This window comes from Psychrobacillus sp. FSL K6-2365, assembly GCF_038003165.1.
GTDB lineage: Bacteria > Bacillota > Bacilli > Bacillales_A > Planococcaceae > Psychrobacillus > Psychrobacillus psychrodurans.
In genome coordinates, this window is the sequence record NZ_JBBOOO010000001.1 from 2503440 (window position 1) to 2524239 (window position 20800).

The window sequence follows — 20800 nt, forward strand, 5'->3', positions numbered from 1 at the left end:
AAGTAAATCAGAAGCAATACTTTTTAATAAAATTAGTAAAACACGAACATTTAAATAAAAATAAATAAAATCATTCGCCTTTTAGACGATTCACTTGGTATCCAGCATACTCCGTAATCTGTCTTAATGGTCGATGTTCTGTCCGAATTGTTATATGTGCAGCCTTTTTATAAAACCACTTCCTCGTTTTATACAATTGTTCTAATTCTTCCTTTGTACTATTTTGCACAATTGGTCTGTTTTTGTCACTTTTAATTCTCATCCATATATCTTCAAAAGTTGCATCTAAATAAAGTACAAGTCCAGTTCTTCGCATCACTTCAATATTTTTTTCATTCATGGCAACCCCACCACCTGTAGAAATAATGCACGATTCGTTCCGGAAATTTTCTAGGAAGTCAGTCTCTACTTTCCGAAAGTAAGCTTCTCCCTCCTGCTCAAAAATTTCAGGAATTGTTCTATTTTGTAATCTCACAATTTCCTTATCCATATCATAGTAGGGCATTTTTAAGAAAAAGCTCAATCTCCTACCAATCGCGCTTTTACCACTGCCCATAAATCCAACTAAATATACTTTATACATGATTCACCAACTCACTAAACTCCAATTTTCTCGGTGCCATAATTCCAACAAGTTAATCTTTATTATAGAGAGTGGCTTTTTTTATTACAACTATAAAAAAATGGATTCAATAACAACTATCGCATATTTTGTCGATGAAATATCTCTAACCTTTCAACTGTTGCATTTGTATAAAACTTCTCCAAGGCATCGTACGTTTGATATTTGGATTGATATGCTGCGGTAATTGTCAGTAAGAATACAGTTACAACTAGCAACAAAATAACTACAGCTGGAAAGAAAACCCCTCTTTCATTCTGTACTAAATGTAACATAAAACGCATGCTCCTTCTCTATACCGTTCAAGAAATTAACTTTAATCTGAAGTATCTTATCCTCCATCTTAACAAATAAGGACTCAACATTTATCAACATCTGCTCATGACCATCTCCGTTTTTTTGTTTCCGTATCAGATTTTTGTATAATCCCACTTTATAAGTTGTTTTATCGTTTCTTATCGTAAGGTTGTTTAAATTCTCTATCTCAATGGAGTCCACTTCGGTTAGATAGGAATCTACATATTGTATGAACAACGCCCATTCTATTTCAGTACTATCAGTCACGCTTGCTTCCGTGTTTGATAACCACCACATAGAAGCAACTAGCACTTGAGCAAACAGCATAAACGCTGCTAGATGAAGAACCCCTTCTAGTAAAGTGTAACCTAATTGATTACTGATTTTCATTTTATTAATGGTACACATTTATGCTGCACCTCTCGCATCCCTTCGTAGTTAATACAAATATTTTCGTTATCTATTTCATAAGAATATGGAACCTTTTCTATATACATCACACCAGTCGAAATACTTTCAAAAGTATAAGTCTTTGCAACTTCATACAAGACCAATGATGTATGATACCTCCTCTTTTGATCCTCTAATTGAACCATCATATTACTTAGTAACGGCAATATTGTCGTAGCAATTAGAAAAGTGACACTTAATGATAAAATTGTCTCCGGCCAAGAAAAACCATTACTATTTTTCATAATTTACGACACCTCTACCTATATAAATCGTTATTCGCTTCTCGCCTTTATCTGTTTCAAACAAAAAGTTACCGAAATCATTTACATTTCCACCTGGATGAAATGCAATACCTTTTAAAGTGCTATCAACACTTAAACGCATATGCTTTGGTAACTCTTTTTCAAACAAAAGCTTATCAGCGATCTTTCCCTGATATTTAGTTCTATTCGCAGGAAATGTTAAGTGCGTATATCTGTAATCTGTAATAGAAATCGCCTGAAGCCGCTGAATATCCAAATGAAGTTGTCTATAGAATCTTTCTTCCTCCATTTCCTTCATCTTAGTAGATGTTAATAGAAGAACCGAAGAAGATACTACAATCACAATCGATAAAACAAGTAACATCTCAATCATTGTGAACCCCTTCTCGTTCAACTTATTTCTTTCCATTTTTGTTATTATTACTATTGACCTTACCCGTTGAAGCATCAATACTAACTGGATCTCCATTCGGACATGTTGTGTCAATACCCGGCAAATAACCACCTTCTTCAAGTTCAGCTAAACTAGGGATTTTTTTATGCTCAATTTTGTATGCAGCAACTTGACCTTCCAACATTTTCACAAATGCTTGACAGCTTTTTTCATCAATATTTGCAGAATGCTTTGTCACATTAGGAATTGATATGAGAATTAGTACAGATATGATAAGCAAAACAATCATCATCTCAACTAGAGTAAAACCTCTGTTATTTTTCAGTAGTCTCTTCATAATATCTCCTTTACACAATGTTAATCATGTTATAAATAGGCAATAATATTGCTAAATAAGCACCAATGATAAAAACAGCTAATATTAAAAATAAAGTTGGTTGAACTATACTTATATATCGAGAAAGCTTTCTTTCAATTTCTTGACTGAGAAACTCACTGTAGAGAGATAGCTCTCTACCCAAATAACCACTATTCTCACCGTGCACAACAAAATGAAATAATTCGTTTGTAAACGTGCCTAATAGCAGAGCCGCACTGGAAAACGATTCACCATGTATAACCTTCTCTTTCATCTGATCACCGATAAACTGCAGCACTTTATGTTCATTTTGAGCAATCAATGCTTCAAATGATTGTTGTAATGGCATACCACTTTCCAAGAGCACTCCCATCTCTCTTGCAAATACTCTCGTCAATAACAAACGGTACCAACTTCTAACTATTGGTAAATTTAAATAAATCAAGAGCTGATTCTCTATGGGCAGCCGTTTCACAATCGTATTGGACAAAATAATTAGACAGGAGCAAATTATCACCGTTACAAAAAATATATTTGGCATTTGCAAGAGATAACCTGTCCAACTTAAAGAATTATCCGACGACATATTTACTCTAGAACCAATTAAAGATTCCATATTTGGTAAGAAATAAACTCTAAACATCGTAAACAATAAAAAAAGTATCAAAAATAAAAATATTGGATACAACAATAAGTTATTTAAGCGTTTTTTCGCGCCTTCAAAAAATGCAGTATTCACCCCTAATACAGCAATTGTTTGTTGTAATTTGCCATGTACTGAAGCAAGATTCAAAGGCAACAATAATCTGCTCGGAAACCCTAATAACTTAAAGACATCAACTGCGGATAATCCACTTCTTTGCACATCCGTTATTTGTTTGCTAACAGTCTCTGAATCTTTCACATGAAATGGCAGTAGCATAGTCACTGATTCGTGAAATGTGTAACCTTCTTTTAAAAGATCACTAAGCCTACTCAAAAAAGAGGAATGCATATTTGGCGGGATAGTTTGCTGCTTCCTTTCCAAATAACTTTTAACCTTTTTCAATAACACCTTCTTTTACACCTCTCTCAATTTGATAGGATAAAGAAAGAGGATACGGAATACGGTAAGTTTTACCTATTAACATAGAGTGAAATGCTTCCTCTAACAAATCATCTGAAAGAATTTCAAACACTGCAGATAATTCAGAGTCTATCTCGGCTGAAGCTACGACTAGTCTTTGAGTAACGATACCGATAATCGTTTGCTTTAACTCCTCTGTAGTGACACCTAAATCTAATAGACGATATAGAGATCCTACGCCGTCTTTTGCATGGATGGTTGAAACGACAAGATGGCCAGTGAGCGCTGCTTGTATAGCTGCTTTCGCAGTGGACTCATCTCGAATCTCCCCTATCATAATTACATCTGGTGAATGGCGTAATATAGCCTTTAATCCTGCAGAATAGGTCACTCCGGAACGTTCATTTACTTGTATTTGAAGTAAGTGAGACTGACTATTCTCGACTGGGTCTTCTAACGAAATTACATGTCGATTTAAATTTTCTGCACAATATTTGGTAAGTGAATACATAGTGGTGGACTTTCCTGAGCCAGTGGGGCCAACGAATAAAATCAATCCTTGGCGATTATTCGCAAGATCTACAATTTTTTCAGTTGCATCTCTAAATAGGGAGAGGGAATGAATAATTTTAGCGTTGTCATGCAGTTGGAGGCGAATTACCATACTTTCCTTTCTAAAAATGGAAGGAAGCGTAGAGACACGAAATGAGAATTTATGAGAATTGAATACTTGTTGAAAGGAACCACTTTGTGGTTTTCTTTTTTCGCTGATATCAAGAGAGGATAAAAACTTGAAGAATGAAATGATACGCTCACCTAAATTCAAAGGGAGCTTGCCTGCTTCAAACATCTGAGAATTTTTTTTAAAGTAATAAATGTAGTTTTCTTCATTAGGAATCATGTGTAAGTCTGTTGCACCGAATTTATGGGCTTTACTAAGTAAGCGAAAACACTTTTGTTCAATCATATTTTCTACTTGTTGCATAATTTTCCTTTCCCCAGATACAAGTTGCGACCGCAAACAGCTTGTACTAAGTATTATACTTGGTTTCATTGAGAAATGGAAGTAGTTTTTTAAATTTTCTGTTATATTATAATTATTTTGTTAATCTATCGTTCTTGATTATAATAGTAACTAATATTAGAAAGAAGGTAATTGTATGTCAAATACTTTAAAGCTAACAAATGCATTAGCAGACGAAACTAGGTATTCGATTTATCAATATATTGTTAAACAAGTCCAATCAGTAAATGTGCAACAAATTGCAGATCAATTCGGCATCCATCCAAATGTTGCTCGACTCCATTTAACCAAACTTAATGAATCTAAGTTAATTACTTCTGAGTTACTTAATAACAAAAAAGGCGGTCGCCCTGCACGTATATATTCACTTGCAGATCAACCAATATACTTGAGTTTTCCTAAACAGGAAAATCATTTACTGTTAGAGTGGTTATTAGAGTTAGTAGAAACTATGGGTATTGAAGCGCTTGAAAAAGCCAAAAATATCAGCTATACTTCTGGGCACAATTCTATCCAACAGTCATTATTAGCTGAGCAGAGCTTCGATCAGAAAATAGAGCTACTATCCGCCGCCGCTCTCTCTGTTGGCTATATTCCAAATATCACGAATAAAGATGATAAACAAATTATTACATTTTCTATTTATAATTGTCCCTATAAAGGACAACTGTCTAATCATCCACACATTATTTGTAGTATCCATGAATCATTTTTAAAAGGACAGTTTGATGCTTTGTTTCCAAATAATGAATTTGTTCAGCTAGAAAGCAAACAAAATCACTGTAGCAATTGCGTATATCAAATAGAAGTTCTATAATGAGTGCATAGATAATACATATTTGTGACAATGCAGAGTATAATGTGTAAAGAAAACTAATAATCAGTTTACATGTATCAACACTTTCATTTATAATAAATATGAGAATTATTTGTATGGTTGTAAAAGGAGGGACTACAAATGGGCAATATGTATAAAGTAATGGCTTTCTGGACAGGGATTTTTGCAGTTATGTTTTATTTAGGTGATATGACAGAAGCTTCTTTACTATTTTTAGCAAATACGGGATTATTCCTTCTTTTAGGGTTTTTAAACCTTTCAGAGCGTATGTATATGTACATCTTCGGAGCTTACTTAATGTTCTTCTTCGCAGGATTTACATATTACACGACATTCATGCACGTACCAGGCGCGGGACATTAATAATTCATTCCCCAAAAAAGCAGCTCATTTATTGAGTTGCTTTTTTGCTTATTTAGGATAAACCTCTTTCTATTGTTCTCGAAGACCATTGGACAGACGTTTTGTATTATTTTTCCCAAGTGGTTTTTAGTGATATTGACCATTTTCATCAACTAAGTAAATATCTTATAGCTGGGTAAATACATATTATGCTGAACAACGTAGCACACTATAATAAGAAGGCTGAGACGTCCCCCTCGCGATCGCGACACCTTCATGACCATCTATCATGTTAAGCTGAGGTAACGCCTCCTAAAGCGTCTACCTGAAACATTCTATTTGTCCCGTGAACCCAAAATATAATTTAATTTAGGAGGAGCACATCTATTAAAATCCATTTAAAAATGGATTCGACTCCGTTTCTGCTTCAATAGTTGTGGATGGACCATGACCTGGATAAACAAGGGTTGTTTCCGGTAGTGTTAGCAGTTTTGTATGAATGGCTTTCATTAGATCAGATTGGTTACCTCCAGGGAGATCTGTCCTCCCGATACTGTTTTGGAAAAGTGTATCCCCCACAATAGCAAAATTCTCTTCTTGAAAATAGTAGGTTAAACTACCAGGTGAATGTCCTGGTGTATGTAGTAGTTCCATGTGGAATTCTCCAATTTTTAGCTCTGACTCATTATTTATTAAATAATCCGCCTCTTTACAAATAATAGAAGGGATTTCAGCATATTTGGATGAGCCGTTTTTTGAAGGTTCTGCCAACCATTTTTTCTCTGAAGTATGGATATATACTGGAATATCAAAGCACTCTCTCACTTGTTCTACTGCTCCGATATGGTCAAAATGTGCATGAGTTAATAAAATAGCTAGCGGTTTCATCTTTAAACGATGAAGTTCACTAATTATTCTTTCTCCTTCTCCTCCTGGATCAAAAATTAAGCATTGCTTCATGTTATTAGAAACCAAATAACAATTTGTTTGAATATAACCTAGTGGATAAGTTCGAACATTTAACATAATAATCACCTCTTACCTATCATAAACGAAATACCATCTTTTGTTCAATTATTCACCACTTTTCTACTCGACAAAACTTACAATTAGAATTACAATAGAAGAGGAATATGCAAATGCGACATTCATTTTCTGATGTCGAAAGGAGTGTCTTTTCATGAACTTATTAATGGTTATCTTTGGTCTAGTTACACTTTTAGCTGTAGTTGGCACTTATCAAGCTTTTAAAGAAAAGAATGTGTTAGGTGTTCTATTTAACTTTGGTACATTCGCTGTTTTTGGCTTCTTTACAGTCATGACTATTGTGAACCAAGGCTTCCCACCAAGCTTACACTAAAACGTAATTAAAAAAGCTGCTGTACATTTCATATATGTACAGCAGCTTTTTTCTATTCATTTAAATGAATCCATTTCTTTTCGACCATCGGATTCGTAATAATCCAATTTTCCTTTGCAAATCCTCCCAGGCAATTTTCTGCGTTAGGAGAGCAAGATATAGGTTGTTCATTTGTTTCTCCCAATATCTGTTGGCCGTCTAAAGATATCTTTGACAATACACTCTGTTGGTTATCATCATCCTGATTACGAAACTCTTTTGCGTTTAGTAAGATAAATTCTGTTGGTGAAATAATAGACATAGACGAGGTGACCCATTCGGAATAATTTGAAACTGCAGGTGTTACCCACTCATATTTTTTAGTACCATTTAACTCTTCTAGACGGTACTCAAATTGCTTTTTCTCTTCGTTAATTTGAACGTAAACAATTGCTTCTCCTATGTTTGTTACGTCTAATATTTTTTCTTCACCAGTACTCTTTATTGTTCCATCTAAGATTGAGTAAAGCAAAAGTTCACTACCATCTAATCCAGAGTCAGACCATCTAAAAACCATTAATTTTTCCTCGTCATACCATTTCACAAAAGGATTTTCTACTTCAATAGAAGTTAACTCTTGTGTAACACCGTCATATACGAATGTACTATAAGACCAATCCTCATAGAAGGTAGAAAAAACAACTAAGTTTGGATTTGTTGGATGCCAATCCATGTAAATTTCAGCGGATTCGAACGATAGGCTTTGAGAAACATACCCATTTTTATGTAAAAATTGAATTTCTGCTGTTGAAGAGTCTTTGGAAGTATGTAATAAAATCATTTCTTTAGAAGGATGAATGGTACCCTGAATAATAGGAGTAGTCGTAGTATAAATTGTTCGCCAACTATTCGTTGAAACATTATATGATCTAACCAACCATTGTCCCTTTTCCGCAATAATAAAAACTATTTCTTCATTAGACATCCACCCTACCACACTATGAAAGGCATTGTTATCCAACAAGATTGATGGTATTTCTTTATCAGTTGGTTTATCGACTTCTACTATATCAATATCGGATGGTTTTTCAACCTCGTTTTTAGGAATGTTTGTTTCAATGTCTGCACATGCTTGGAGGAAGATGGCACAAAATAATAATATAAAAGCTTTTTTCAACATACTCCCCCCTTCTTATCTTAATAGACGAATGTAAAGCGATTTTGTTTCATAAAAAAGCACAGACAATAAAATGTCCGTGCTTTTTCTTATTCATCTTCTTTTATTGCCTCATCTATAAGCAAGTTCCCAGTTTTCAAATCATAAAAACGCAGTAAATCACCGTTAATAATTTGATCGGAATATCCAAGTTCTTGAGTGGCTCTATCTATATAAGGCTGACAGCTTTCCATCTCAATCTGTAAACCTGTTGCATTATCATAACAAGCATTGCCTGCATAAACAAGTTTATCAGTTACAAAACCGCCATCTCGGAATACAACAAATTCTTCATGTTCTTCTGAGAACAAATCTGCTCCAAGCTGCATATCTTTAGATGTGTCAACACCCAATGCATGTAAAATTGTTGGACGCAAATCAATTTGACCAGACGTCTCGGTAACTTCTTTACCTTCTCCACTATTCGGAATATGAACGAATAATGGAACACGTTGAAGTTTAGCCGATTCATATGGAGTTATTTCTTTCCCTAAATATTGCTCCATTGCTTTGTTATGATTTTCGGAAATTCCGTAGTGATCTCCGTACATAACGATAATAGAGTTATCATATAACCCTTGTTCTTTCAGGTCCTCAAAGAATAGTTTCAATGCTTCGTCCATATATCGAACAGATTGGAAATATCTATTGAGTGTATTAGAGTTAGAATTATACTCCGGAATAAGCATATCTTCTTCATCCAAAGTAAAAGGATGATGATTTGTTAATGTAATTAGACGTGAATAGAATGGCTGAGGCATATCTGCCATTAAATCAACTGATTGCTCTAAGAATGGAATATCTTTCATACCCCAGTTAACAGAATCCTCTTCGTTCACTACAAAACTTTGTTCATCATAATACTTTTGAATATCCAATGCGCGATACATTATATCTCTATTCCAGAAACTTTTATTATTAGGATGTAATACATTTGTATAGTATCCTTCTTCATTTAAGCTTTCTGCCATCGAATGGAATGTGTTCCCACTATGAGTAAAGAATACTGCTCCTCCACCTAATGGGTATAAAGAATTTTCTAACAAAAACTCAGAATCAGACGTTTTCCCTAACCCTGTTTGATGGTAAAAATTAGAGAAATAATATGTGTCTTTATCTTGCGTAAGAGAATTTAAAAATGGCGTCACTACATGACCATTCATATCATTGTTAATAACGAATGATTGTAAGGATTCCATAGAAACTACGATTAAATTACGATCTTCTGCAACTCCAAACATTTTTTCGTTAGCATCTAATTGGTTTGATCGCACATAGTTATTAACTTCTACTAATTCACTACCATCAGCAAGTGCTCTTTGAGCATGTGATTTAGATTGGATATATATATCATATAAATGATAGTTATACGGTCCGATATTCTTTACAAGCATTTCCCGATCAAAGCTTCGTGTTAGTAGCTGTGGTCGCTCAATTTCAGATAAACCTAAGTTTAAAAATAGAATTGCTGCAGTCATTACAAAATAAGCTCTTCTTACAGCAGGCTTTACAAGTGTAACTTTGTCCCCGATTTTCAACCACTTCAATGCAATAATGATGATGGCAACATCTGTGAAATAGAAAATATCAGTTAAAAAGATACTTTCTGCTGCAGAGGAACCCAAATCGCCAAAATTACTTGTTTGAAATAGTACCGGTATTGTAATGAAATCTGTGAAAAAACGGTAAAATACAGCGTTTGCATATACAACAGCTGAAAGTATTATACTAGCAATTACTATATATCTATTTCTAGCTTTAGGACTCTTAAAAAATAAGGAAAGTCCGTAGATAAATAGTAAAAAACTTAGCGGATTGATAAAAAGTATCAGTTGTTGCATCAAATTTTCAATATCCATGTCAAAGCTCGTGTGGTAAACGATATATGTTTTTATCCATGTTGCCACAATAGCAAGAATCAGAATAGAATGTGTTGGCCAATTTTTTTTATTCATGCCTACACCCTCCCCTTTTTACTCTTTAATTTAATATGTTAAAAGCAACAAAACTTATCTTAATCCTTTCTTTACAATAAATCAACATAAAAGAATAAGGATTTTGATACAATTGTACAAGTCTTACATACCATACCCTATATTAGACGGATTCAACCAGTAAAAAGTTTCATTTTTTTATAAAAATATAAAACGTCAGAGCAAAATCAACTCTGACGTGTCCTAAACTTTACAATTACTCTGTTCTTTTCTCAATAATAAAATGGCTATTTGAAATTCTTTTGACTCAATCATTTGCATTTTATATAGCTCTCGAATTTCATCTTCCATTATTTCTAAATCTGCTAGACGATCTTTCGTATATACATATATTCCAAATCGTTTCAAAAGTTGCATAACGTCGTATACTGAATTCATACTATTCATCCTTTTGTCGAATCTGTTTGCACAGAAAAGTTTGGTTCGGTGTAATAATTTTATCTACAGGAATATCAAACACGTCATATTCAACGAATTCCACTACTTGAATATCAAAGGCCAATGATATTGTATCTCCACTAAAATTCGTTAGAAAACGGTCATAATAGCCCCCGCCATAACCAATACGGTATCCTGTTTCACTATATACAATTCCAGGTACGACTAGTATATCGATCTCTTGCGGGATAATTGCTTTAGACTTCAGTGGATTAGGTTCGAGTAAGTGCATATAAACACGTTCTAATTGATCAAAATTTAGTATTTGATAAAATACCATAGATTTATCCGAAGGTGAACACTTAGGAACTACAACATTTTTTCCCATGCTCCATAATTGTTTTATTATACTCCATGTATCGACTTCAGGAAAGTTAGAAATCGTTAATCCAATAGTGGAAACGTCTAAATCCATTATATGTCTCAAAAACTTTGCTTCAATTTGTTTTGAATAATTATTATATGTTACTTCATCTAAAGAAGTTAATCGATCTCTCATCGCACTTCTTGCAATTTTCTTTGTCAAAGTAAGTCATTCCTCCTTACAATAGAAAAAAACCAAAACCATACTTGGTTTTGGTTTAGGTTATTATTTAGTTTCTCTATGAAGAGTCATTTTCTTATCACGTGAGCAATACTTTTTAAGTTCAAGACGTTCTGGATTGTTACGCTTGTTTTTCTTAGAAATATAGTTGCGCTCTCCGCAATCTGTACAAGCTAATGTAATATTAACGCGCATGGTTGTCCCTCCCACTCTTTGTCAGGATTAAATATAAAACTTGAGCATGATTTATACGACTAACCAATTATAGCATAGATCCAAATAAAATCTACTATTTATACAAGAATTTATTCAAAGTTTTTTTGAATATGGTAGTATGAGTATAGGAATATAACAATAGAGGTGAATACAATGGACTTTTCCATCATTATAATGATTATTGGTGTTGTATTAATAGCAATTTCTTTTTTCTTCAAGGATTCCTCCAAAAAAATGGAATCAGAATTAGAAGATCTTTCATTCACGGTTTATCAAGAAACAAGCACTATAAAGCGCAGACTTAAAGTAGTAGAGGAAGAACTGCTAATCGAATCTACAAAAGTAACTGCACCATTAAAAAAACAAAACAAACCTGTCATTCATGACATTATAAAAAACCAAGTCTTAGAATTGCATAAACAAGGTTATTCATTAAAAGAAATTGGTACCCGTTCCTCTTTAACCATTGATGAAATAAAATACGTAATTGGTGGTGGAAAGTGATGAATAAAACCATTCGAAATATAGGAATCGGATTATTTCTTGCTGGTGCTGCATTTCAAATAGAAGAAATTGTCGAAAAAGAGGAAATAACTTCTACTAGTACTATTACTGAGGATGATTATGAGCAGGCTCAACAGGAACTTACTGAAGTAAAAAAACAACTCGCTGAACTGCAACTAGATTTAAATACTGCACAACAAGACCAAACAAATGCAACAGATAAAGTTGTCGAAACCGCAACTACTGAACAAACCCCAACTGTTGCGTCGATGACTCTCTCTGTTGAAGTAGGGATGGCTTCATCAGAAATAAGTGCACAGCTAGCAGAAGCTGGTATCATTTTAAATAAAGTCGATATGGATAATTATTTATCAGATCAAGGTTTAGCAGAACGCATCCAAATAGGGAATTATGAACTAAACTCCTCCATGTCTTTAAAACAAATTGCCGAAACGATTACTCGTTAAGAAATAACATGCAAAAAGACTATCGGTCTTCATTAATAGAGATGAAGATATGCGTTAATTCCCGCTTCGAGCGGACGCTTTCCGTGGGCACGGCTTCAGCCGCTTCCTTCGCATGCTCAGTCCAGGGTCTTCAGCTCGCGCTGTTCCCACTGGAGTCGCCGCTCTGCGCTCCAATCAACTAGGTCCACTTTATATAAACGAATAAGTGTATTTAAAACCGCCTAAGGATACGATTGTTATCTGAAAATAAGTAAAGATGAAATGGACACCAATAGAAGAAAATCCACTTTCTTCTTTCATTATATAAAAGATACCTAATCGAGCAGATGGTTTTATCACTATACTAACCTTGACTACTTTATCTGCTTAGCGATATGCTTGGTCAAAACTTATAGTAGAGTACTACACATCATATTGATTGTCGCGCAAGGTGACGACTCCTACGGGATAGCTTGAGCTGAAGACCCCGCAGGAACTTAGCGATGGCACTGAAAAAATCCAGTTTTAACGGTATGAAGGCATGGCTTTCCGTTCCGAGCGGACGCTTTCCAGGGGGCGGCCCGGCAAGCCTTCTACCTCGTTGCGCTCAGTCCGGGTGCTCGCCGTGGCTGCTAATCTCCTAGGAGTCGCCACTCTTCACTCCAATCCAATTTTGTAACTTGCACTCACTCCTCCAAAATTATTTTCTTAGTATACTAAAGGAAAGTAAATGTAGGTGATGTTTCGAATGAATTCAAACCAAAAAATACTGAACTTAATTACATACATGGCGATATACGATTTAATAATCCCAAAAGACAATACGCTTCGCCAAATCAGAGTAAGAACTTGACAATAAAATAGGGCGCTTTTTGTTCATATTGAACAAAAAGTGCCCTATTTTAATCTTGAAAAAGAAATCATTAAATATAATGTAATTTTTTCAGTGCCATCAGTATAGCGACGAGGCGATTGAAGCCGTGCCCGCGGAAAGCGTCCGCCTAGAGCGGAAATCAGCGTTGTTCGGATTTAACTATATAATATTCTTTATAAAATTGATTCACGTATTAATTATTTAATTCGTAATGCTTTCCTTTTAATAAATATAATAGACGTTCTGCGATATTTGTAGCGTGGTCGGCAGATCTCTCTAAATAACGACACACAAATGATAATTGAGTGACCTGACTTAGCTGAGCTGGATTATTTACGCCTGTATTGAGAAGTGTACGAATAATATGCCCATACATTTCATCTACTTCATCATCCAATTTTGCTATACTTTTAGCTTCTTCCATATTCTCGTTCGTGAATGCATCGAGAACCTGTTTAAGCATTTTAATCGTTTTACTGCGCATTTCTTCAAGCAAAGCAATTGTCTCAATATGCTCATCTTTCCCAATACGAATTGTTTCCTTTGCAATATTACATGCATAATCACCAATTCGCTCCATGTCTGCAGCAATTTTGACTAGCACCATTAATCTACGTAGATCGGTTGCAACAGGTTGTTGTTTTGCTATTAACAAAATTACTCGATCATTCACTTCTTCTTCCAAATGGTTAATATGTTCATCATTATCAAGTATAGCAAGTGCACCTTCAATATCTTTCTCAAAAAGATAACTCATAGAATTATCTAAAGTGTCGATAGCTGTATTGCTTAGCTCCAGTAACAATGACTGAACTTGGTTTAGATCCGCATCGAATTTCTCTCTTCCTACCATGTTAGAATAACCCCCTCTATCATCCAAAGCGACCTGATATATAATCCTCTGTCCGTTTATCTTCAGGCGTTGAAAAAATAACATCTGTTGCATCAAATTCTACAACTTCTCCATTCAAGAAAAATGCTGTCTTATCAGAAATACGAGCAGCTTGTTGCATATTATGTGTCACGATAATAATTGAATAGTCTTCTTTTAGTTCTTGTATTAATTCCTCTACTTTAAGAGTCGAAATTGGATCGAGTGCCGATGTAGGTTCATCCATTAATATAACATCTGGTTCTATCGCAAGACATCTTGCAATACATATACGTTGCTGCTGACCACCAGATAAACTATAAGCATTCGTTGTTAAACGATCTTTCACTTCATCCCATATAGCTGCTCCACGCAAACTTTTTTCTACAATCTCGTCTAAAACCTTTTTATTTCTTATACCATGTATTCTCGGACCATAAGCAATATTGTCATAAATAGACTTTGGAAATGGATTAGGTTTTTGAAAAACCATCCCTACTTTTGTGCGAAGTTCTTCTACCCCGTAATTTGCATCAAAGATATTTCGTTCGCGATAAAGGATTTCCCCAGACGTTTTGACAGTTGGTACTAGTTCTACCATACGATTTAAAGTTTTAATATATGTTGACTTACCGCAGCCAGAAGGTCCAATTATAGCAGTAACTTCATTTTCTTTAATTTGTAGATCAATATTTTTCAGTGCGTGATGATTTCCATACCACAAATTTAATTTTTGTGTATCGTATACAATACTTGAAGTTTCCATTTTACTTGCTGACCCTTTTTCCAACAATTGTACCATTTTAGTTCCTCCTAATATTCATCATGTTTAATAGCGTTTTTGGAATTTATTTCGGATAAAGATAGCGATAGAGTTCATAATGAGCAAGAAAATCATAAGAACAAGGATTCCCGCTGAAGAAACGTATTGGAATGCCTCTTGCGGCCTTTTTGCCCAATCATAAATTTGCATCGGGAGGGCTGTAAACTGACTAAGTAAATTATCCGGCAGAAAGTGTACAATTACCGGAATACCAATTACTACTAAAGGTGCCGTCTCCCCAACTGCACGAGAAAGTGCCAATATTGCTCCAGTTAAAATACCTGGTATAGCTGAAGGCAATACAATATTAATAATAGTTTGCCATTTTGTTGCTCCCATCCCATAAGAAGCCTCACGAACATCTTGTGGAACTGCTCTTATTGCCTCCTGTGCCCCCACAATAATGACTGGTAATATTAACAAACTCATTGTAAAACCTGCTGCTAAAATACTATTCCCTAGCGCCAAAGCCCGAACAAAAATCGTTAAACCCAATAAACCAAACACTACAGATGGAACACCAGCTAGGTTGGAAATATTCATTCGTATAAAATCATTTAATTTATTTTTTGTTGCATATTCTTCAAGATAAATAGCTGTCCCAACACCTAGAATAATGGATACTGGTGCAACTACACACATCAACCATATCGAACCAATTAACGCTGCTTTAATACCTGCTTTTTCCGGCATACGTGACCCGAAGTTTTGGAAGAATTCAGGTGTTAAGTAACCAACTCCCTGAGAGATAATACGGTAGAAAAGTACTCCTAAAACCAATAAAGCAAATAAAGTTGCAGCAAAAAATATAGTTTTGAAAATGCGGTTTACAATTAATCGTTTGTTCATTTTCTTTACAACCGCTTCATGATTTACATATCTCATATCAATATTCCTCCCGATACTTTTTGGAAATAACATGAGCAAGATAGTTCATTAACAATGTAAAGAGGAATAACGTAAATCCGACCGCATAAATAGAATAATATATAGTTGTTCCGTAACCTGCATCACCTGATGAAACTTGAACGATATACGCAGTCATTGTTTGAATAGATTCTGTAACATTAAAATCGAACTTTGGTGTAGATCCACCTGCTAGAGAAACAATCATAGTTTCACCAATTGCACGAGAAACTGCTAATACGATAGATGCCATAATTCCAGAAAGTGCTGCTGGTAAAACTACCTTCAATGCGACTTCTAATTTAGTAGAACCCATTGCTAAAGCACCTTCGCGTATTGAATTAGGTACAGATGACATTGCATCTTCAGATAATGATGCAATCATCGGTAAAATCATAACACCTACAACAATCCCAGGACTTAGAGCATTAAAGATTTTTAAATCCGGTATAAACTGTTGAAGTAAAGGCGTAACAAATGTTAGTGCAAAGAAGCCATATACAATAGTAGGAACTCCCGCTAGCACTTCTAAAATCGGTTTAATAATCCTTCTTGATTTATCAGAAGCATACTCGCTCAAGAAAATTGCTGATGCAATTCCAAATGGAACAGCAACTACGACGGCAATAGCTGTAACCTTTAATGTCCCTGTTATTAATGGGAGGATTCCAAATAATTGTTCTGTATTTGCAAAAGGAAACCATTCTGTACCGAATATAAATTCTGTAACTTTTACTTCTTTAAAAAATATAACCGTTTCAACAATCAATGTTCCAACAATCCCAAATGTCGTTAGGACAGAGACAGAAGCTATCAATAAAAGGATAATCGGAATCATCTTTTCTATTAATTTCTTCTTTTTTTTGCCACTAGATTTCTGGATAAGCTCTTGTACTGAAAGCTTTTGGGCACTATGTTTTTGACCCACGGTGAATCCCCCTTTTACCATAACGCAAGAAATGAGTAGCATGAGCTACCCATTCCTCACCTTTTCCGTTTACCTATATAGCAACTTATTTTAAGCCTTCTAGAGTAGATAGACCCTTATCATACTCTGCATCTTCTAAACGAACGTACCCTACTGCTTCAGCCATATCTCCTGCATTTTCTAAAGAATATTGAATGAAGTCATATAATGCAGCATTTTCTGCAAGTGCTTTGTTACTAACGTAAGTGAATAGTGGACGTGAAAGTGGTGTATATTCACCCGATTCAATTGTTTCGTTATTTGGCTCAACCCCGCCAATTTTAACTGCTTTTAAAGTATCTTGGTTTGCTAAGTAGTAAGCGTAACCGAAGAAACCAATTGCATTTTTGTCCGCTTGGACACCTTGAACTAATACATTATCATCCTCAGATAGCGTTGCAGATTTCACAAGATCTGCTTCATCAAGAATTACTTCGTCAAAATAGTCATAAGTTCCGGAATCTGTACCAGGAGAGTAGAAGACAATTTCTTCTGCTGGCCAATCTGGATTGATATCAGACCATTTTTTTGTCGTTCCATCTTCAATCCACATTTTCTTTAAATCTTCTACTGTTACATCTTCAACCCAGTCATTATCTTTACTTACTACTACTGTTAAACCATCGTTTGCAAGTTTAAATTCTGTAAAATCAATTCCCGCTGCTTCTAATTCTGCTTTCTCTTCATCTTTAATAGGACGAGATGCATTTGAGAAATCAGTTGTACCAGCGATGAATTTTTCAAATCCTCCACCAGTTCCAGATACACCTACAGTTACTTGAACTTTATTTTGTACTGCTGCATATTCTTCAACAAGAGCTTCCATAATTGGTGCTACTGTACTTGAACCGTCACCAGATACTTGTCCTTCTAAAACTGCCTCTTCATCTTGAGTATCACCTGTTGCAGCTTCTTCTGTACCAGTTTCGTTTTCAACTTCGTCTGTAGTTGAATCATCTCCACAAGCTCCTAGTGCAAGTGCAGAACCAACCATTGTTGTCATCATAAAATACTTCCAGCTTTTCATCAGGTAAATCCCCCTATATGTTTTGTTTTCTTTGTCTTACAAGCTTTACTTTAAAGGGTTTATGTTTAGTCGGTATGAATGGAGTGTAAAGCTTTTGTAAATAGAATCGGAGCGCGGTCGGAAATATTAGTGAAGTTTATGCAGTTAAAACTATTTATACAGAAAAAAGTATCTAATCAAGAAGCTCAAAGTATCCATATAATAGAAATCCTGTCCTCAAGAATGTGCGCTTCTGTATGCTTCGTATGAAATTGGTTGAAATATCACCATTTACTAAGTGAGTTGCACTTAGGGCAAGTAAACGACATGGCGCAGCAAATAAATAGCTTTCAGTATAAATATACCTACCCGATGAGGGGGGATTCTACAAGGATGTGCTCAGCGGCATATCCTTGTGATTGTAGCTGAGGGGGAAAACACTTTCCAAAGCATGGTAATCCATAATTTATATTAACTAGAACCTGTATTAATGCTATTCTTAATCATCGTTTCGTTATAGCGAATTCGATAAATTTATCTGCTCACTTTTTTGATTGAAGTAGAATACCACTGCACTTAAAAACCCCTGCAAGTATAGAGGGATTTCTTGGCTGAGTTAGCTTTTCAACAAATAAAAAAGAGAAGTGATCGACTCACTTCCCTTTTGTACTCTATTACCAACGTAATTATTCTGTTTCTTCTTCATCTATTTTAGCATTTGTGAATGCCGGTTTAATAAGTGAGGATGAAGTAGAATCACTTACAGATGTTGCATTATTTTTTTGCTTAATCTCAAAATATTTATCGACAAGTCTTTTTGCTATTGGAGTAGAAAAATTAGTTTTGTATGTTGATTCCAATGAAGCATCTGGAATAACAAGCGCGTACGCTATTTCCGGATTATCATAAGGTATAAATCCGATATGCGTTAAGTTAACAGTATTAAATGTTTGCCATAAATCTGCATCGAAGTGGCTAGCTTGAGCAGTACCAGTTTTTCCTCCCCCAGTGAATGGAGCGTTTCCAAATGCGCTTCTAGCCGTTCCTTTACTACCAAAATACACAAGTTTCATCCCTTGACGAACACGTTCGATTTCTTCACGTGAATTATCTACAGTGTTTAATATAGTAGGAGTCATTTCTTTTACAACTTTCCCTAGTTGGATACCATCCCCAGAAGGCTCCCTAATTTCCTTAACTACATGAGGTTGAATTCTACTGCCCCCATTTGCAAGAGTACTAGCGAACTGAGCAAGTTGCAATGTAGTGTACGTATCAAACTGTCCAATACTTAGGTCAAGTAGCTTACCATCTTCAAATCCACCCGTGCTCCCATTTACTTCCCCCGGCAGATCAATTCCTGTTAAAGTACCGAGTCCAAGTTGAGCATAACCACTTCTCATTTTAAGAAAGGCATCTGTACCAAAGTTAATAGACTGATTTGCTCGATAAGTACTGCCTGCAATACCATAAGCTGTTTTAAACATATACACGTTGGAAGAACGCTCTAGTGCTTGTAAATCAGTCATCCGTATACTTCCGGATCGGTTAAATACAGAGCTTTTAGGCTTCGAATCCTTTATACGGATTGGTTCATCCACAAGGGAGGTTCCGATTTGTAAGACTCCCTCGCGATAACCAGTAAGTATTGTAGCTGGTTTCACAGTGGATCCAACTTCATATGCATTCGTAAATGCACCAAATGCGTAGTCTTGTATTTCTTTTGCCCCTGTATCTTCATTTTTTCCAACCCGTTTACCTACTAATGAAAGTACTTCACCCGAATAGGGATCCATCATAATAAAATAAGCGTGTTCTAAATATTTTCCACCATAGCTTTTACTATATTTAAGTAGTTCTTCTGCAAGAATTTCTTCTTGTGCTAATTGAATTTCACTATCCATTGTTAACACTAAATCTTTGCCAGGTTCTCCTTCATAAACTGTCTGAATATCGAAAACTCTTCCTTTTCCATCCGTTATATTTTTGACGACACTCTTTTGACCCTGTAGTACTTCCTCATACTGTTGTTCAATATAACTTGTACCTACACGATCATTACGAGAATAGTCCCGAGAAAGAAAATAATCTAATCGATCTTTTGGAATACCTACTTTTGGTAATGTTGTTGAGCCTAATATCGCTAGTGAAGAAGTTTTTATTCTTCTCCAATCAGTTGTAGTATTTACACCTTCTAATTCACCTAGTCTTTCAGAGACTCGTGCAAATTCTTCAACTGTAACTTCCTCTTTCACATCATCTCCTTTAATAATTTGAGGAGATAATGCATACCCAGAGGCCATTACTCGATAAATCGCTATAACTTCTAGTTCTTCTTGTGTAAAGGAGTTCAATTGTTCCTCTGTTATTCTGTCTCTAGTCAAGCGGTCAATTGCTCTACTTCTATCCTTTTTTTCTAAGTCTTCATCTGCTTCTATTGCTTTACGCTCTTTATCTGTTACTAATTCAAGTGCTTCTTCGGGATACTTTTTTAACCAGAAATCCTGCAAATCACTCTTGGTGATGTCGTCTGGTTCCTTTTCTATTAAAAGACTTAACTCTTCCGCAATTTCATACATCTCTTTAGATTTCGTTGTTTGCATTTTTGTATATGTTATAGCTCGTTGAGGAAGATTATCGACCATTATTCGACCTTCGCTATCGAAAATTCGCCCCCTCGGTACACTAGTATTTACAGGAACTTCTTCTTTACGGGCTAAATAACTTGTATATTCTTCTCCCTTTACTATTTGTAAATAGCCTAAACGAAGAATTAGCATTGTAAAAAGTACAAAAATCGAGAAAAACAATATGTTCATACGAAAAGTAATATTTGCTCGTTGTTTAGCCTTCATACTTTGTGCACGTTTATTTGGAATTTTTCGCATGAGATCACCTTCTTTATTAAATAATTTACTTATATACAGTGTAACATAAAAAGCACACACTTTTAGACGAAAAAGTGTGTGCTAAGTTTCAATTATTATACAAAATATACT

At 35.1% G+C, this 20800-nt stretch carries 25 protein-coding genes; 5 read left to right on the forward strand and 20 right to left on the reverse strand.

The window, feature by feature from the left end; translation table 11 throughout:
• Window positions 1-70 precede the first annotated feature (70 nt).
• From MKY29_RS12365 to comGA, 8 genes are all read right to left on the reverse strand, one after another.
• Entirely contained in the window at window positions 71-583 is a 513-nt protein-coding gene (locus MKY29_RS12365) for a shikimate kinase (RefSeq protein WP_090563713.1), read from the reverse strand.
• A 116-nt stretch (window positions 584-699) separates the two neighbouring features.
• Window positions 700-897 carry a hypothetical protein gene (locus MKY29_RS12370; RefSeq protein WP_090563715.1) on the reverse strand — a complete coding sequence of 66 codons (198 nt, stop codon included), beginning with the start codon at window positions 895-897 and terminating at the stop codon, window positions 700-702.
• Window positions 875-1309 (reverse strand): competence type IV pilus minor pilin ComGF, encoded by a 435-nt coding sequence (gene comGF / locus MKY29_RS12375; protein WP_241600027.1) that lies wholly within the window; start codon window positions 1307-1309, stop codon window positions 875-877. Before comGF ends, MKY29_RS12370 begins: the two co-directional genes overlap by 23 nt.
• Window positions 1306-1614 (reverse strand): hypothetical protein, encoded by a 309-nt coding sequence (locus MKY29_RS12380; RefSeq protein WP_093496634.1) that lies wholly within the window; start codon window positions 1612-1614, stop codon window positions 1306-1308. Before MKY29_RS12380 ends, comGF begins: the two co-directional genes overlap by 4 nt.
• A complete protein-coding gene (gene comGD, locus MKY29_RS12385; RefSeq protein WP_340879959.1) occupies window positions 1604-2104 on the reverse strand; it encodes a competence type IV pilus minor pilin ComGD in 501 nt (166 codons plus the stop codon). The genes MKY29_RS12380 and comGD overlap by 11 nt, the downstream gene beginning before the upstream one ends.
• Entirely contained in the window at window positions 2031-2366 is a 336-nt protein-coding gene (comGC, locus tag MKY29_RS12390; protein WP_093496632.1) for a competence type IV pilus major pilin ComGC, read from the reverse strand. Before comGC ends, comGD begins: the two co-directional genes overlap by 74 nt.
• Before the next feature lie 10 nt (window positions 2367-2376).
• A complete protein-coding gene (gene comGB / locus MKY29_RS12395) occupies window positions 2377-3435 on the reverse strand; it encodes a competence type IV pilus assembly protein ComGB (RefSeq protein ID WP_340879960.1) in 1059 nt (352 codons plus the stop codon).
• Window positions 3422-4438: a competence type IV pilus ATPase ComGA gene (gene comGA, locus MKY29_RS12400; protein WP_340879961.1), complete on the reverse strand. Its 1017-nt coding sequence runs from the start codon at window positions 4436-4438 to the stop codon at window positions 3422-3424. Before comGA ends, comGB begins: the two co-directional genes overlap by 14 nt.
• 175 nt (window positions 4439-4613) lie before the next feature.
• Between comGA and MKY29_RS12405 the strand changes: the two genes are divergently transcribed.
• Together MKY29_RS12405 and MKY29_RS12410 are read left to right on the forward strand one after the other, a co-directional pair.
• A complete protein-coding gene (locus tag MKY29_RS12405) occupies window positions 4614-5294 on the forward strand; it encodes a helix-turn-helix transcriptional regulator (protein ID WP_093496629.1) in 681 nt (226 codons plus the stop codon).
• A gap of 141 nt (window positions 5295-5435) precedes the next feature.
• Entirely contained in the window at window positions 5436-5678 is a 243-nt protein-coding gene (locus MKY29_RS12410) for a DUF2626 family protein (protein ID WP_090563733.1), read from the forward strand.
• A 366-nt stretch (window positions 5679-6044) separates the two neighbouring features.
• Here the strand turns inward: MKY29_RS12410 and MKY29_RS12415 are convergent, their stop codons facing one another.
• A complete protein-coding gene (locus MKY29_RS12415; RefSeq protein ID WP_340879962.1) occupies window positions 6045-6683 on the reverse strand; it encodes an MBL fold metallo-hydrolase in 639 nt (212 codons plus the stop codon).
• A 154-nt stretch (window positions 6684-6837) separates the two neighbouring features.
• On the opposite strand from MKY29_RS12415, the gene MKY29_RS12420 reads away from it, so the two are divergent.
• A complete protein-coding gene (locus tag MKY29_RS12420; RefSeq protein ID WP_090563737.1) occupies window positions 6838-7017 on the forward strand; it encodes a DUF2759 domain-containing protein in 180 nt (59 codons plus the stop codon).
• 52 nt (window positions 7018-7069) lie between these two features.
• Here MKY29_RS12420 and MKY29_RS12425 read toward each other — a convergent pair whose 3' ends face one another.
• From MKY29_RS12425 to rpmG, 5 genes are all read right to left on the reverse strand, one after another.
• On the reverse strand, window positions 7070-8173 hold the full coding sequence (locus MKY29_RS12425; protein WP_340879963.1) for a YqgU-like beta propeller domain-containing protein: 1104 nt from the start codon (window positions 8171-8173) through the stop codon (window positions 7070-7072).
• Between the two features lie 89 nt (window positions 8174-8262).
• A complete protein-coding gene (locus MKY29_RS12430) occupies window positions 8263-10167 on the reverse strand; it encodes an LTA synthase family protein (RefSeq protein WP_090563741.1) in 1905 nt (634 codons plus the stop codon).
• Window positions 10168-10389: 222 nt separating this feature from the next.
• A complete protein-coding gene (locus tag MKY29_RS12435; RefSeq protein WP_090563743.1) occupies window positions 10390-10584 on the reverse strand; it encodes a YqgQ family protein in 195 nt (64 codons plus the stop codon).
• Between the two features lies 1 nt (window position 10585).
• On the reverse strand, window positions 10586-11170 hold the full coding sequence (locus MKY29_RS12440) for a 5-formyltetrahydrofolate cyclo-ligase (RefSeq protein ID WP_340879964.1): 585 nt from the start codon (window positions 11168-11170) through the stop codon (window positions 10586-10588).
• A 63-nt stretch (window positions 11171-11233) separates the two neighbouring features.
• Entirely contained in the window at window positions 11234-11383 is a 150-nt protein-coding gene (gene rpmG / locus MKY29_RS12445; protein ID WP_090563747.1) for a 50S ribosomal protein L33, read from the reverse strand.
• 174 nt (window positions 11384-11557) lie between these two features.
• On the opposite strand from rpmG, the gene MKY29_RS12450 reads away from it, so the two are divergent.
• Window positions 11558-11908, forward strand: a complete 351-nt coding sequence (locus MKY29_RS12450; RefSeq protein ID WP_090563749.1) for a hypothetical protein — start codon at window positions 11558-11560, stop codon at window positions 11906-11908.
• The gene (locus MKY29_RS12455; protein WP_090563751.1) at window positions 11908-12375 is read left to right on the forward strand and encodes a hypothetical protein; all 468 of its coding nucleotides are present in this window, start codon (window positions 11908-11910) and stop codon (window positions 12373-12375) included. The genes MKY29_RS12450 and MKY29_RS12455 overlap by 1 nt, the downstream gene beginning before the upstream one ends.
• A gap of 1046 nt (window positions 12376-13421) precedes the next feature.
• Here the strand turns inward: MKY29_RS12455 and phoU are convergent.
• From phoU to MKY29_RS12485, 6 genes are all read right to left on the reverse strand, one after another.
• Window positions 13422-14081 carry a phosphate signaling complex protein PhoU gene (gene phoU, locus MKY29_RS12460; protein ID WP_093496844.1) on the reverse strand — a complete coding sequence of 220 codons (660 nt, stop codon included), beginning with the start codon at window positions 14079-14081 and terminating at the stop codon, window positions 13422-13424.
• A 19-nt stretch (window positions 14082-14100) separates the two neighbouring features.
• Window positions 14101-14901 carry a phosphate ABC transporter ATP-binding protein PstB gene (gene pstB / locus MKY29_RS12465; RefSeq protein WP_090563758.1) on the reverse strand — a complete coding sequence of 267 codons (801 nt, stop codon included), beginning with the start codon at window positions 14899-14901 and terminating at the stop codon, window positions 14101-14103.
• A gap of 27 nt (window positions 14902-14928) precedes the next feature.
• The gene (gene pstA, locus MKY29_RS12470; protein ID WP_241600019.1) at window positions 14929-15807 is read right to left on the reverse strand and encodes a phosphate ABC transporter permease PstA; all 879 of its coding nucleotides are present in this window, start codon (window positions 15805-15807) and stop codon (window positions 14929-14931) included.
• A gap of 1 nt (window position 15808) precedes the next feature.
• Window positions 15809-16777: a phosphate ABC transporter permease subunit PstC gene (gene pstC / locus MKY29_RS12475; RefSeq protein ID WP_420877839.1), complete on the reverse strand. Its 969-nt coding sequence runs from the start codon at window positions 16775-16777 to the stop codon at window positions 15809-15811.
• A 64-nt stretch (window positions 16778-16841) separates the two neighbouring features.
• On the reverse strand, window positions 16842-17822 hold the full coding sequence (locus tag MKY29_RS12480) for a PstS family phosphate ABC transporter substrate-binding protein (RefSeq protein ID WP_241600018.1): 981 nt from the start codon (window positions 17820-17822) through the stop codon (window positions 16842-16844).
• Between the two features lie 665 nt (window positions 17823-18487).
• Window positions 18488-20689 (reverse strand): peptidoglycan D,D-transpeptidase FtsI family protein, encoded by a 2202-nt coding sequence (locus MKY29_RS12485; protein ID WP_340879965.1) that lies wholly within the window; start codon window positions 20687-20689, stop codon window positions 18488-18490.
• Window positions 20690-20800 lie beyond the last annotated feature (111 nt).

What these genes read in the sequence shown, in the direction of transcription:
- MKY29_RS12365 (WP_090563713.1), bottom strand. Translation starts at nt 583, where the DNA reads ATGTATAAAGTATATTTAGTTGGATTTATGGGCAGTGGTAAAAGCGCG.
- MKY29_RS12370 (WP_090563715.1), bottom strand. Translation starts at nt 897, where the DNA reads ATGTTACATTTAGTACAGAATGAAAGAGGGGTTTTCTTTCCAGCTGTA.
- comGF (WP_241600027.1), bottom strand. Translation starts at nt 1,309, where the DNA reads ATGAAAATCAGTAATCAATTAGGTTACACTTTACTAGAAGGGGTTCTT.
- MKY29_RS12380 (WP_093496634.1), bottom strand. Translation starts at nt 1,614, where the DNA reads ATGAAAAATAGTAATGGTTTTTCTTGGCCGGAGACAATTTTATCATTA.
- comGD (WP_340879959.1), bottom strand. Translation starts at nt 2,104, where the DNA reads ATGGAGATCCAGTTAGTATTGATGCTTCAACGGGTAAGGTCAATAGTA.
- comGC (WP_093496632.1), bottom strand. Translation starts at nt 2,366, where the DNA reads ATGAAGAGACTACTGAAAAATAACAGAGGTTTTACTCTAGTTGAGATG.
- comGA (WP_340879961.1), bottom strand. Translation starts at nt 4,438, where the DNA reads ATGCAACAAGTAGAAAATATGATTGAACAAAAGTGTTTTCGCTTACTT.
- MKY29_RS12405 (WP_093496629.1), top strand. Translation starts at nt 4,614, where the DNA reads ATGTCAAATACTTTAAAGCTAACAAATGCATTAGCAGACGAAACTAGG.
- MKY29_RS12410 (WP_090563733.1), top strand. Translation starts at nt 5,436, where the DNA reads ATGGGCAATATGTATAAAGTAATGGCTTTCTGGACAGGGATTTTTGCA.
- MKY29_RS12415 (WP_340879962.1), bottom strand. Translation starts at nt 6,683, where the DNA reads ATGTTAAATGTTCGAACTTATCCACTAGGTTATATTCAAACAAATTGT.
- MKY29_RS12420 (WP_090563737.1), top strand. Translation starts at nt 6,838, where the DNA reads ATGAACTTATTAATGGTTATCTTTGGTCTAGTTACACTTTTAGCTGTA.
- MKY29_RS12430 (WP_090563741.1), bottom strand. Translation starts at nt 10,167, where the DNA reads ATGAATAAAAAAAATTGGCCAACACATTCTATTCTGATTCTTGCTATT.
- MKY29_RS12435 (WP_090563743.1), bottom strand. Translation starts at nt 10,584, where the DNA reads ATGAATTCAGTATACGACGTTATGCAACTTTTGAAACGATTTGGAATA.
- rpmG (WP_090563747.1), bottom strand. Translation starts at nt 11,383, where the DNA reads ATGCGCGTTAATATTACATTAGCTTGTACAGATTGCGGAGAGCGCAAC.
- MKY29_RS12450 (WP_090563749.1), top strand. Translation starts at nt 11,558, where the DNA reads ATGGACTTTTCCATCATTATAATGATTATTGGTGTTGTATTAATAGCA.
- MKY29_RS12455 (WP_090563751.1), top strand. Translation starts at nt 11,908, where the DNA reads ATGAATAAAACCATTCGAAATATAGGAATCGGATTATTTCTTGCTGGT.
- phoU (WP_093496844.1), bottom strand. Translation starts at nt 14,081, where the DNA reads ATGGTAGGAAGAGAGAAATTCGATGCGGATCTAAACCAAGTTCAGTCA.
- pstB (WP_090563758.1), bottom strand. Translation starts at nt 14,901, where the DNA reads ATGGTACAATTGTTGGAAAAAGGGTCAGCAAGTAAAATGGAAACTTCA.
- pstA (WP_241600019.1), bottom strand. Translation starts at nt 15,807, where the DNA reads ATGAGATATGTAAATCATGAAGCGGTTGTAAAGAAAATGAACAAACGA.
- pstC (WP_420877839.1), bottom strand. Translation starts at nt 16,777, where the DNA reads ATGGTAAAAGGGGGATTCACCGTGGGTCAAAAACATAGTGCCCAAAAG.
- MKY29_RS12480 (WP_241600018.1), bottom strand. Translation starts at nt 17,822, where the DNA reads ATGAAAAGCTGGAAGTATTTTATGATGACAACAATGGTTGGTTCTGCA.
- MKY29_RS12485 (WP_340879965.1), bottom strand. Translation starts at nt 20,689, where the DNA reads ATGCGAAAAATTCCAAATAAACGTGCACAAAGTATGAAGGCTAAACAA.